This is a genomic window from Serratia sp. S4, from assembly GCF_000347995.1.
In the GTDB taxonomy this organism is placed as follows: domain Bacteria; phylum Pseudomonadota; class Gammaproteobacteria; order Enterobacterales; family Enterobacteriaceae; genus Serratia; species Serratia quinivorans.
This window is the reverse complement of the sequence record NZ_KB661120.1, coordinates 4,700,673-4,711,658: the sequence shown is the minus strand read 5'-3', so window position 1 is coordinate 4,711,658 and position 10,986 is coordinate 4,700,673. Positions and strand designations below refer to the sequence as shown.

Annotated in this window: 16 protein-coding genes; 13 read left to right on the top strand and 3 right to left on the bottom strand. The window is 52.6% G+C overall.

Translation table 11 applies throughout. The features are described from left to right. From SERS4_RS0122740 to SERS4_RS0122725, 4 genes are all read left to right on the top strand, one after another. Positions 1-387 (top strand): hypothetical protein, encoded by a 387-nt coding sequence (locus tag SERS4_RS0122740; RefSeq protein WP_017894167.1) that lies wholly within the window; start codon positions 1-3, stop codon positions 385-387. 207 nt (positions 388-594) lie between these two features. Further along, complete coding sequence (locus SERS4_RS27255; RefSeq protein ID WP_017894166.1) at positions 595-891, top strand: hypothetical protein; 297 nt, start codon at positions 595-597, stop codon at positions 889-891. Further along, positions 891-1,130: a hypothetical protein gene (locus tag SERS4_RS0122730; RefSeq protein ID WP_017894165.1), complete on the top strand. Its 240-nt coding sequence runs from the start codon at positions 891-893 to the stop codon at positions 1,128-1,130. The genes SERS4_RS27255 and SERS4_RS0122730 overlap by 1 nt, the downstream gene beginning before the upstream one ends. Positions 1,131-1,381: 251 nt before the next feature. After that, positions 1,382-2,059, top strand: coding sequence for a hypothetical protein (locus tag SERS4_RS0122725; protein WP_017894164.1), 678 nt, complete (start codon positions 1,382-1,384; stop codon positions 2,057-2,059). Between the two features lie 86 nt (positions 2,060-2,145). Here SERS4_RS0122725 and SERS4_RS0122720 read toward each other — a convergent pair whose 3' ends face one another. Further along, positions 2,146-3,090: a nucleoside hydrolase gene (locus tag SERS4_RS0122720; protein ID WP_017894163.1), complete on the bottom strand. Its 945-nt coding sequence runs from the start codon at positions 3,088-3,090 to the stop codon at positions 2,146-2,148. A gap of 208 nt (positions 3,091-3,298) precedes the next feature. On the opposite strand from SERS4_RS0122720, the gene SERS4_RS26615 reads away from it, so the two are divergent. Both SERS4_RS26615 and SERS4_RS0122715 read left to right on the top strand, forming a co-directional pair. Beyond that, the gene (locus SERS4_RS26615; protein WP_012147090.1) at positions 3,299-3,580 is read left to right on the top strand and encodes a zinc ribbon domain-containing protein; all 282 of its coding nucleotides are present in this window, start codon (positions 3,299-3,301) and stop codon (positions 3,578-3,580) included. A 2-nt stretch (positions 3,581-3,582) separates the two neighbouring features. Next, the gene (locus SERS4_RS0122715) at positions 3,583-3,960 is read left to right on the top strand and encodes a hypothetical protein (RefSeq protein WP_012147089.1); all 378 of its coding nucleotides are present in this window, start codon (positions 3,583-3,585) and stop codon (positions 3,958-3,960) included. On the opposite strand, the gene aaeR is transcribed toward SERS4_RS0122715, so the two are convergent. Beyond that, positions 3,923-4,834, bottom strand: coding sequence for an HTH-type transcriptional activator AaeR (gene aaeR / locus SERS4_RS0122710; RefSeq protein ID WP_012147088.1), 912 nt, complete (start codon positions 4,832-4,834; stop codon positions 3,923-3,925). The two genes, SERS4_RS0122715 and aaeR, sit on opposite strands and share 38 nt — an antisense overlap. A gap of 433 nt (positions 4,835-5,267) precedes the next feature. Between aaeR and aaeX the strand changes: the two genes are divergently transcribed. From aaeX to SERS4_RS0122685, 5 genes are all read left to right on the top strand, one after another. Continuing rightward, the gene (aaeX, locus tag SERS4_RS0122705; protein WP_012147087.1) at positions 5,268-5,471 is read left to right on the top strand and encodes a p-hydroxybenzoic acid efflux pump operon protein AaeX; all 204 of its coding nucleotides are present in this window, start codon (positions 5,268-5,270) and stop codon (positions 5,469-5,471) included. Positions 5,472-5,478: 7 nt separating this feature from the next. Further along, positions 5,479-6,414, top strand: a complete 936-nt coding sequence (gene aaeA / locus SERS4_RS0122700; protein WP_017894160.1) for a p-hydroxybenzoic acid efflux pump subunit AaeA — start codon at positions 5,479-5,481, stop codon at positions 6,412-6,414. Further along, the gene (gene aaeB, locus SERS4_RS0122695; protein WP_017894159.1) at positions 6,414-8,381 is read left to right on the top strand and encodes a p-hydroxybenzoic acid efflux pump subunit AaeB; all 1,968 of its coding nucleotides are present in this window, start codon (positions 6,414-6,416) and stop codon (positions 8,379-8,381) included. The genes aaeA and aaeB overlap by 1 nt, the downstream gene beginning before the upstream one ends. Before the next feature lie 243 nt (positions 8,382-8,624). Then, a complete protein-coding gene (locus tag SERS4_RS0122690; protein ID WP_017894158.1) occupies positions 8,625-9,074 on the top strand; it encodes a ribonuclease in 450 nt (149 codons plus the stop codon). A gap of 5 nt (positions 9,075-9,079) precedes the next feature. Then, positions 9,080-9,379 carry a barstar family protein gene (locus SERS4_RS0122685; RefSeq protein ID WP_012147083.1) on the top strand — a complete coding sequence of 100 codons (300 nt, stop codon included), beginning with the start codon at positions 9,080-9,082 and terminating at the stop codon, positions 9,377-9,379. Positions 9,380-9,409: 30 nt separating this feature from the next. Here SERS4_RS0122685 and yjgA read toward each other — a convergent pair whose 3' ends face one another. Continuing rightward, positions 9,410-9,958, bottom strand: coding sequence for a ribosome biogenesis factor YjgA (yjgA, locus tag SERS4_RS0122680; protein ID WP_017894157.1), 549 nt, complete (start codon positions 9,956-9,958; stop codon positions 9,410-9,412). A 187-nt stretch (positions 9,959-10,145) separates the two neighbouring features. On the opposite strand from yjgA, the gene SERS4_RS0122675 reads away from it, so the two are divergent. Further along, positions 10,146-10,496 carry a type II toxin-antitoxin system RelE/ParE family toxin gene (locus SERS4_RS0122675; RefSeq protein WP_017894156.1) on the top strand — a complete coding sequence of 117 codons (351 nt, stop codon included), beginning with the start codon at positions 10,146-10,148 and terminating at the stop codon, positions 10,494-10,496. Continuing rightward, positions 10,493-10,831: a helix-turn-helix domain-containing protein gene (locus SERS4_RS0122670; RefSeq protein ID WP_012147080.1), complete on the top strand. Its 339-nt coding sequence runs from the start codon at positions 10,493-10,495 to the stop codon at positions 10,829-10,831. The genes SERS4_RS0122675 and SERS4_RS0122670 overlap by 4 nt, the downstream gene beginning before the upstream one ends. Positions 10,832-10,986: the final 155 nt, after the last annotated feature.

The following is a 10,986-nucleotide window of genomic DNA, read 5'->3' as shown; positions in this document are numbered from 1 at the left end:
ATGAAAGTTAAATGTATTGCAACAAGCTTAACTGCAGAGCAAAAACAAAATATGGGTCTCGATGAGCATGAGAATCCTCACTACCCTTTCATTATTGGGACGGTTTATACAGTTCTTGGTATTCATACACAAATAGGGCGTTACGCCGGAACAATACTAAAGATCCCAATGAGATATGCTGTACCTGCGCCGGCATGCCTTTTTGAAGTGGTTGATGATCGTCCATCAACATATTGGAAAATAAAAAGTTTAAGTGAATACGAACTAGCTTTATGGCCTGAGGAACTATATCAGGAATACTTTCAAGACGATCTTACCGATGGCGTTCCTGAAGTTGTCGAGATCTACAAGAGGGTAGTGGAAAAGCTAGAAAAAGAGTTCGACTAAAGCAACCACTCCGGCCATTGGTCGGGGGGGTGCTTTTACAACCTAAATACAACCTAAAATCCTTCTCGCTGTCGCAGCCGGATTACTCCGGGTGCGGCGGTGCTCTCTAACTGTTCTACGTAAATTGCTGATGCCGGAACAGTGTTTAGGTTAGTCAAAAGACGTACATATTTTGAGACTCTGAGGTAAGTGCTGGACATTTTAACAGTGGCAAAGAAGGCAGCGGAACTAAGCCTTACAGAAAACGAGCTAATAATATTAAACTCAGCGCTTAATGAGATCTGTAATGGAATGGCGATATTGGAGTTCGAAACCAGAATTGGTGCAACGAAACAAGACGCAGCTTTGCTGCTTAGTGGAATTAGCCGAGTTTTAGATGTAATGATTGCTGTAGATGAAAAACTAAAGCTGGTACGGTTGGTCACGATATCAGATGGTTGTGGAGTTCGTTATAACTCTGATTGTTCGTTCTTTGGATTTTTAGACCCTATGAGGCCGCAATAATGATGCATACTGATTTTGAAATCGTTTTCTTTAGCGACTCTCATTATGAAGAGTTAACCGCAGAGATTACTTATAAAGGCCAGATACTTTGCCAGTTAAATCAAGATAAAGGTATTGATAATATTGAAGTTGAGTTTTTTTCTGATTCCAGGCTTCTTGCAGAAGAAGTAGCAATGAAATTACCGTTAGATGAGTTTTTATCTGTATTGACGGAAGCAAAGAAGGCTCTTGTTGATTAATAAATACAAACTCGGGGAACTGGCCGGGGAGTTACATTTAAGGCCTAAATCCATTAACTCCTGCTGCCGCAACCGCCTAATTCGGAGAGCTGCAGTGTCGGGAGTAGCCGGTTGATTAGTAAAATATTGTCATTTTGAAAATTGAATTACCCAAGATTAATCATTAATAAAATAAATTTCTTTATATTAAAGATAAACGATATCAATAAAAATCCAACATGATGTTGGAATATTACTAACAAGGAGCAGTAATGAAAAAAGTTCTGTGTGTTTCCATGGCGAGCAGTATGCTGTTATTAACTGCCTGTTCATCAAATAATAATGTAGAAAAGGTCACCGCCGCTAATGGCAGTAGCATTGGTGTAAGGACTTTCTTTGCTCTACCTGAAAATAATAATAATCAATATGCCGACGCCAAGCTACGTATTGTCACTCAGGCCGATACGGGGGTCGGTGTGGGGCTGTCAGTTTTAACCTCTGTGCTTGCTGGTGGCCTTTCTGCCAGTACTTTCAGTAAGGATACATTGAAAGGTAGCAGTGTGGATTCTTTGCCGGAACCGACCAAAAGTTATCTGGTGCCTAAAGCCAAGGTGGTTATCGCCGAATGGTTGCAAAAGAACAGTGCCGGTTACAATTACAAGAATAATTTGAATATCACTCCCGCCAAGTGGTTGCTGGTGTATCAAGAGCTTTCGAAAAGTGACACTCCATTCGAACTGCGCTACGCGGTTACCTTTTATAAACGGCCGGAAGGGGGAAACATGTTCTCAGCTTTCGACCAGTTCAAGTGCAGCCCAACCCCGCTAACGGCATCGTTGGCGCAGTGGCAAGCCAGTGATTATGCGATGGTGAAGCAGGTCACCACGGAATATATGGATAACTGCCTTAGCCAGTTGGATGAACAATTAGCCACATTATTAAAACGCTAGTTTATCCCCCGATAAACCCAGGCCGGGCGGCTATCCAAACACCCCCGGCCCACCGCCTTACCATTACCTGTCCTACAAGCCGCAGCCTAAACCTTCACTTCCCCAATTCTCTCCAGCGCATCCACTATCAAATCCCAAAACTTATCCTGATCCAGCGTCACCGCCACCTGAGTGTGGCAGTCCGGCGGCGGTGCGGCGCGGAAGTCGGCTACCGTCATGCCCAGCGTCAGGGTGCCGGTCAGTTCGATATCCACCGGGACTTTACGCACCGTCATCACTTCGGGATCGATCACATAGGCCACCGCGCAAGGATCGTGTACCGGCGGGGCGCTAAAGCCCTGCGCCTGTTGATACATCTTGCCAAAGAACTCAAGCAGTTCGCCGACAAACCTGGCTGGTCCGGTTTGGATAGCGGCGATGCGGGCACAGACTTCTGGCGTGGCGAGCGCCTGATGGGTCAGATCCAGCCCGACCATGGTCAGCGGCCACTTTTCATTGAACACGATGTGCGCGGCTTCCGGATCGATCTTGATATTAAATTCCGCCACCGCGCTCCAGTTGCCCACGTGGTAGCCGCCGCCCATCAGCACCACTTCTTTCACTCGTTCGGCAATGCGTGGTTCTTTGCGCACCGCCATGGCGATGTTGGTCAGGCCGCCGGTCGGAACCAGCGTCACGCTGCCCGGCGGGTGAGCCATGATGGTATCGATGATCAGATCAACCGCGTGGCAGGGTTCCAGCGCCAGCGTTGGCTTCGGTAACACCGGGCCATCCAGGCCGGATTCGCCATGGATATCTGGTGCGACTTCTATCTGGCGTACCAACGGGCGCGGGCAGCCGGCGGCAAAGGGTACGCCGGTAATATTGGCGATGCGTGCGACGGCCAGCGCGTTACGGGTGACCTTCTCCAGCGTTTGGTTGCCCACCACGGTGGTCACGGCCAGCAGATCGATCTGCGGGTTGCCCCAGGCCAGCAGCATGGCGATCGCATCGTCATGTCCCGGGTCGCAGTCCAGTATGATTTTTTTCATTGTTATTCCTGATGCAGGGAGAGGTCCCCGCAGCATAGCGCACCGATGGTGGGCGAGGTAATGACCGATAATGCTTTTTGCTAACCACATCAAAGCGTTGCTGATTTAGCGATGTAATTAAACGTAAATCCCCCTCGGCGCGCTTTACCCTGGAGTTTACTCCAGGCTTTATTCTATAACCTGGCATAAAGCACAGAGGAGAAGCGCGATGAGCCTGTTGAAAAAACTCTTGGGACAAGGCGATTTTGGCGGTGGGCACCAGCGCTCAGGGTATCGCAGTGGCCACCATGGTAACCGCTATAACCAGCACGGCGAGCAGGGGCCACAATGCCTGCAATGTCAGGCACCTAACAAGCCCGGTGCCCGTTATTGCCACCGTTGTGGACAACCTTTCGAGACGGCGGCGGCACAGTGCAGCGGGTGTTCAGCGCCGTTGTCACCGGGAAGCCGTTTTTGCCAACAATGCGGCAAGGCCGCTAACGGGGGATAGCCATGACAAAACGTGGATGGAGTGTGGCAGTGCTGTTGGCGGTAATGGCGTTATGGACGCTGCTGGCCTGGGGCGTTTCTGGCGTATTGGGCTGGTTGCCCGCGTTAACGGGGCTGGCGCAGAGCGGTTCGGCACAGTTGGCACCGCAGCTTACCGGCTTGCTCAGCCTGGTGCCACAGGCGCTATTGGACACTTGGCTGCCGCAGTTGCAGCAACTGGGGAACTGGCTGGCGGGGTCTTTCCCACTGTTGCTCACCTGGGCGAAGTACGCCGTCTGGTTAATCTGGGGGCTGGGTATGCTGGCAATACTGGTGCTTGGCGCTTTGGCGCGTCGTGTATTGCTCAGCGGTAGCCCTGATAGACTTCCCCCACGCGCTTAAAGTACTCGGTCAGGTAGTTGATGCACACCTGCACCTTGAGCGGCAGCTTGTCTTTCTCGGTGTACACCGCGTACACCGGGCGAGGATCCGAATGGTAGTTTTTGAACAGGATCTCGATCTCTCCGCGTTTGATCTCCTCGATCACCCACATCAGCGGTGCATAGGCGATACCGGCCCCGGCTTTCAGCCAGCGGATCATGGTCTGTGAATCGTTGGTGACGAAGCGTCCCTGCGGCGAGATGCGCGTGCTGATGCCTTCCGGTGCGATCAGCTCGAACTCGCTGTCTGGCCGCACGCTGTATTCCAGCCAGGAAAAATTGACCATGTCGCTTGGTTTTAGTGGCGTGCCGTGCTGGCTGAGATAGCTTTTGGCGGCACACACTACCATCGGCATTGAACCCAGGCGTTTGGAGAACAAGCTGGAATCCTGCAGCGCGCCGGTGCGGATCACTACATCCAGCCCGTCGGCGATCAGATCCGGTGCCGGGATACCGGTTACCAGGTTCACCGTCAGGCCGGGGTACTCTTTGAGCATATCTGCGGTCATGGTTGCCAGCACGTTTTGTGCCATGGTGGATGAGCTACCAATGCGCAGCGTGCCGGTCGGCGTATTGTTAAACGCGTACAGCTGCTCATGCACTTCGCTGACTTCCAGCAGCATGCGGCGACAGCCCTGATAATAGATTTTTCCGGCCTCCGTCAGGCCAATGCTGCGCGTGCTGCGGTTGAGCAGCTTGACCTGCAGCTCATTCTCCAGTTTGGAGACGGTCTGGCTGATAGACGAAACGCTCATATCCAACTGGCGCGCTGCCGCAGTAAATGACCCGCATTCAACCACTTTGGCGAATACCGACATCCGTTTTAGTCTTTCCATTATTCACTCTGGCTTAAAAGTGATTTAGATCACAGATTGTTGATGACTTGATAGTAAGCACGCTAATATAAACAGGTCGGGTGAAAAGACCTTACTAACGCGCGAGTGCGATCGGCAGCGCCATGGTGGCCGATCCCTCCGATATCCTCGCAGTCCCTATCGCGGATGTACGCTCCAGAGTTTACTCTTATTTCAGGTTCCTGACCTGTCTGGGCCTGAATTTGTGGTGCGTGTCCGCTAAAATGTAAAGAGAATGTGAACGGAGATATACCCTATAGCTTTCAAGTTGCAGTTAGGCGCCCAGCTCGCTCATCCCCAGGCGCTTACTTTAGTAAGTAACTGGGGTGAGCGAGTGCAGGTAACAACACTGCAACTTGAAAGATGACGGGTATGGGGGTTAACGCCCGGTGCAGTGAGTGATAAGGAAAAATTGATGAGTTTGCTTCCGGTTATGGTCATTTTCGGACTGTCGTTTCCCCCGATATTTTTTGAGTTGCTGCTCTCGCTGGCGCTGTTTTTTTTGCTGCGCCGCCTGCTGCAACCCACCGGGATTTACGATTTTGTCTGGCATCCAGCGCTTTTTAATACCGCGCTGTACTGCTGTTTGTTCTATCTGATTACCTGTCTTTTCGTTTGAGGTCGCTGTGAAAAATTTTTCAATAAAAATAACCCGAATCGCGATCACTCTGATTCTGGTCCTGCTGGGGATCATCGCCATATTCAAGGCCTGGGTGTTCTACACCGAATCCCCCTGGACGCGTGACGCCAAGTTCACCGCCGACGTGGTGGCGATCGCCCCGGACGTCACCGGTCTGTTGACCGATGTCCCTCTGGTGGATAACCAACTGGTGAAGAAAGGGCAGGTGCTGCTGGTGATTGACCAGCCGCGCTACCAACAGGCCCTGGCGGAAGCCAATGCCGATGTCGCCTACTACCAGACGCTGGCGGCAGAAAAAAGACGTGAAGCCGGCCGCCGTGTGCGCCTCGGCGTGCAGGCGATGTCGCAGGAAGAGATCGACCAGGCGAATAACGTTTTGCAAACCGTAGAGCATCAGCTGGCGAAGGCCGTAGCGACCCGTGAACTGGCTAAATTGGATCTGGAACGCACTACGGTACGCGCACCGGCCGATGGCTGGATCACCAACCTGAACGTTCACGCCGGCGAATACATCACCCGGGGTTCAGTCGCCGTGGCGCTGGTGAAGAAAAACAGCTTCTACATTCTGGCCTATCTGGAAGAAACCAAGCTCAATGGCCTGAACAAGGGCGACCGTGCGGAAATCACTCCGCTGGGCAGCAATCGCATCATGCACGGCACCGTCGATAGCGTGGCCGCCGCCGTCAACAACAGCAGCAGCACCGTGAACAGCAAAGGATTGGCGTCGATCGACAGCAACCTGGAGTGGGTGCGTCTGGCGCAGCGCGTGCCGGTAAAAATCCTGCTGGACGACAAAGACCAATTGCACCCGTACCCGGCTGGCACCACCGCCACCGTGGTGATCACCGGTAAGAACGATCGCGCGACCAACAGCGGCTCGCCTTTTGTGCGTTTGATGCATCGGCTGCGTGAGTTCGGTTAATGAATAACCCAACCTTTATTCGGCTGAGATTTGCCTTCAAGCTCAGCTTTGCGGTGGTGTTTGCGCTGTTCGTCGGGTTCCATCTCAATCTGGAAACCCCACGCTGGTCGGCGATGACCGCCGCCATCGTGGCCGCCGGTACGGCCTTTGCCGCGGGCGGCGAGCCTTTTTCCGGTGCTATTCGTCATCGCGGTTGGCTGCGTATTATCGGCACATTCATCGGCTGCTTTGTCGGCATAGCGATTATTGTCACTACGGCGCGTGCACCGGTGGTGATGTTGTTGCTGTGCTGCATTTGGGCCGGCTTCTGCACCTGGATTTCCTCTCTGGTTAAAGTTGAAAACTCCTATGCCTGGGGCCTGGCGGGTTATACCGCGCTAATCATTATTGTCACCGTTGCCAGCAGCGAAGCGCATCTGCTGGAAGCGCCGCAGTTCGCTATTGAGCGCTGCAGCGAGATCGTGCTGGGGATCGTCAGCGCCGTGTTGGCAGACTTGCTGTTCTCGCCGCGCTCAATCAAACAAGATATCGACCGGGCGGTGGATAAACTGCTGGTGGATCAGTACCTGTTGATGCAGATGTGCATCAGCAATGCCGAGAAAGAAGATATCGACCGCGCCTGGAGCAATTTGGTGAAGAGCACCACAGCGCTGAACGGCATGCGCAGCAACCTGATGATGGAGTCATCACGCTGGCAAAAGGTGAATCGCCGCATTCTGGCGTTGCATACGCTTTCGCTGACGTTGATTACCCAGGCCTGCGAGACCTATTTAATCCTGTTGAACCACCCGGATGCGCTGAAAGAAAACGTTCGCGAGTTGCTGATGGTTCCGGCCCAAACGCCGCAGGAAATCCATAAACGCATGAAGTTATTGCGGCAGGTGCTGACCACCAACCGTACCGACGAGACATTAGTGACCATCACCAGCTGGGTGGGGGCGGCCACTCGCTACCTGCTGCTGGCCAAAGGTGTACACACCAACAGCAGTATCAGTTCGGTAGAAGAAGGGGTGTTGAGCAGCGAGGTGGTGGTTAAACCAACCTCGGCGGAAAGACACCACGCGATGATTAACGGTCTGCGCACCTTTGTGGCGACGGCCTTTGGCAGCCTGCTGTGGCTGTGGACCGGCTGGACCTCCGGCAGCGGCTTTATGGTGATCATTGCGGTGATCACCTCCCTGGCGATGCGCACCCCGGCACCGCGCATGGTGGCGATGGACTTTATCCTGGGTATGCTGGCGGCGATCCCGGTCGGCTCACTGTATTTTATGGTGATCCTGCCGGCGACTCAGCAAAGTATTTTACTGCTGTGCCTCAGTCTGGGCCTGCTGGCGTTTTTCATCGGTATCGAAGTGCAGAAACGACGGTTGGGCTCGCTTGGCCTGCTGGCGGGGACCATCAATATTCTGGTATTGAGCAACCCGATGGAGTTCAACGTCACGCAGTTCCTCGATGGTGCGCTTGGCCAGTTCCTCGGCAGCTGTGTGGGCCTGATGGTGCTGCTGCTGATCCGCGATAACTCGCGTGAACGTACCGGTCGCACCTTGCTGAACCAGTTTGTCGGCAGCGCGGTATCGGCGCTGACTACCAAGGCCGCACGCCGTCAGCAAAACCACCTGCCTGCGCTGTATCAGCAGTTGAATCAGCTGCTGATGATGTTCCCGAACGATATTGCCAAGTACCGATTGGCGCTGAATCTGATCATCGCTCACCAGCGTATGCAGCGGGCTGAGATCCCGGTCAGCGAGGAGCTTTCGGCTTTCCATAAGCAGATCCGCAATACCGCCGACCACATGGTCTCGGCGAAGAACGACGTAAAACGTGCTTATTATTACGATCGGCTGTTGAGTGAAATGAACGATTATCAGCAGAAGCTGGTGGATTATCAGGCCCCGCTCAGCGTTACCGGGCCGGTAAAACGTCTGGCTGACATGCTGTATCGCTACCGACACGCCCTGATTGACTGATACCTCAAATTTTCTTGCCGGGGCTATACTTGCCTGAGATAGCCCCGTTTCAGAGTTGCACTGAGTGCCTGACCGGCTGCAAAATGGCATGATTAGCTTGAACGGGTGATGCAGGTTGTTCGGCGCGCTTTCCCTGAAGTGAAAACGTTACATGCCAGTCATCTCTGCTTCATCCTTTTCATCTATAAATCCAACCAGCATGGGTGTTGATGCGCCCCTGTCGGCCATAAATCAGGGACAGCAATGAATAAGCGGATCCTCGTGGCGATCGTTATCGCCGTTGTGATAGCCGGTTTTACTGCACTGCGCAGTAACGATCGGGTGATTGCCAACGTACCGGCAGTAGCCGAAGGTCAGAGCATTGACCAACTGACGCAGCAGCAAAGGGTGGTGAGCTATCTGCAGCAGCACCAGCGGCTGCCGGACTATTACATCACCAAGAAGCAGGCGCGTGAACAGGGATGGGATGCACGTAACGGCAATCTGTGTTCGGTGTTGCCGGGCAAAGCGATTGGCGGCGATCGTTTCTCAAACCGTGAAGGGCAACTGCCCACGGCCCACAGTCGGGTATGGCGTGAGGCGGATATCAATTATCAATGCGGCCGGCGCGGCGCCGATCGTTTGCTGTATTCCAGCGACGGCCTGATTTTTGTCACGCGTGACCATTATAAAAACTTCATTCGGGTGGAGTGAGCTTGATGGCAAAAGTAGAGTTCGATTTTAATCAGATTAACGATTTGCCGGCTTTTTACCGCGACTTCGCGCAAAAGTTTGCGCTGGATGAGGCGTTTGGTGCCAATCTGGATGCGCTGTGGGACGTGGTGACGGTGGACATCGGTTTGCCGGTGGAGATAGAATTTACCCATCTCAATGCCCGCAGCAAACGTCGCTTTGGCGCGATTATCCTGTTGTTTGAAGAGGCGGAGGAAGAGCTGGAAGGCAGCCTGCGTTTCAATATTCGTGAAAGCAGCGGTGAACCTGCACATCACCGGGGATGAACTGGGTTCATCCCGTGGTGACGGCGGCGATCATTCTGCGGTCTCGGCCAGATCGCGCAGGTACTGGAAGATTTGACGGTAAGCTTTCGGCGGCTTGTTAGCGGCTTTCTCTTTCTGTGCGTTACGCACCAGTGAACGCAGCTGCTGGCGATCGGCTTCCGGATACAGCGCCAAAATTGACGGGATCGCGTCATCACCTTCTTCTACCAGGCGGTCACGTAATGCTTCCAGCTTGTGGAACAGCGAAACCTGTTGGTTATGGCGGTTCTTCAGCTTGTCGAGCGCGGTCTGAATCGGCTCTACGTCGCGGGCGCGCAACATCTTGCCAATCAGTTGCAGCTGACGGCGGCGACCTTCTTTTTTGATTTTCTGCGCCAGATCAATCGCAGCGCGCAAATCTTCATCCAGCGGGATGCGTTCCAGCGCGTTCTTACCCAGCTCGACCAGTTCAACACCCAGGTCTTTCAGCGCTTCGGCATCACGTTTAATTTCACTTTTACTGACCCAGATAATCTCGTCATCTTCCTCGTCAATGTTCTCCGGGACATCGTCGAGCCAGTCTTCAGGCTGTTTGTTCATGGTAGGCTCCGTTAAAAAGAGGCTAATCCTAACAGGTTGTCCAGCAACCCGCCAATTACGCACCAGAGCAGATTGAGTATAGCTACCGATGCGACGAAAAATCGCCCTTATTAACGGGCAGCCATTTTGATTTGTTGTTTTTATCACCATTAATGTATAAAATTTTATACAAATGGAGGCGGTGCTCATGGATGATGAGAGTGAAAAGGCCATTGACTGGCGTGGATCCTCGTTGGTGGATCTATTAGCGTTTCCGACCGACGCGCGAAAGGCTGCCGGGTTTGAATTGAGTAAAGTACAAAGAGGCGTCGAACCTGGCAGTTGGAAACCCATGAGTGGGTGCGGTGCGGGTGTTTGTGAAATCCGCTTATATGTACTTGCTGGTGCATTCAGAGTGATTTACGTGGCTAAGTTCAAAGAAGTTATTTATGTTTTGCACAGTTTTCAAAAGAAGACAGCTAAAACCAGTCGGCACGATATTCAGATTATCAAAACGCGATATGACGCGGTGATAGAAGAGCGGGGTAAGAAGAAATGACCAAGCCAATTGATACCCATTCCCGGCATGTCACGCCACGAGGCGGCAACGTATTTGCTGATCTTGGGTTTGCCCCCGATGAGGCAGGGCAATTACAGGCGCAATCCAACGCCGAGATTGAACACCTCATTGCGCTTAAAAAACAGCTGATGGGAGAGATAAGTGCCTGGATAGAAGGGGAAGGGTATCGTCAAGAAGAGGCCGCACGTCATTTGCATACTTCCAGACCACGCGTGTCTGACGTGGTAAATCAGAAAACAGACAAATTTACTCTTGATGCACTGATCAATATGCTCGCCAATATAGGCAAATCAGTAAAGTTGGTGATTGAGTGACAAACTCACCGATTTAGTGTCCTTTCTATGCCCCGCAATTGCTTTATGCGAAATTCCACGCGGTTCCTGTTAGACTCAAAAGTATAAATCTCATGATTTTTGCGCGTGACTCCACGCGCAACCACGCCGCCACGGCACTTTTCTCAACGATTTTC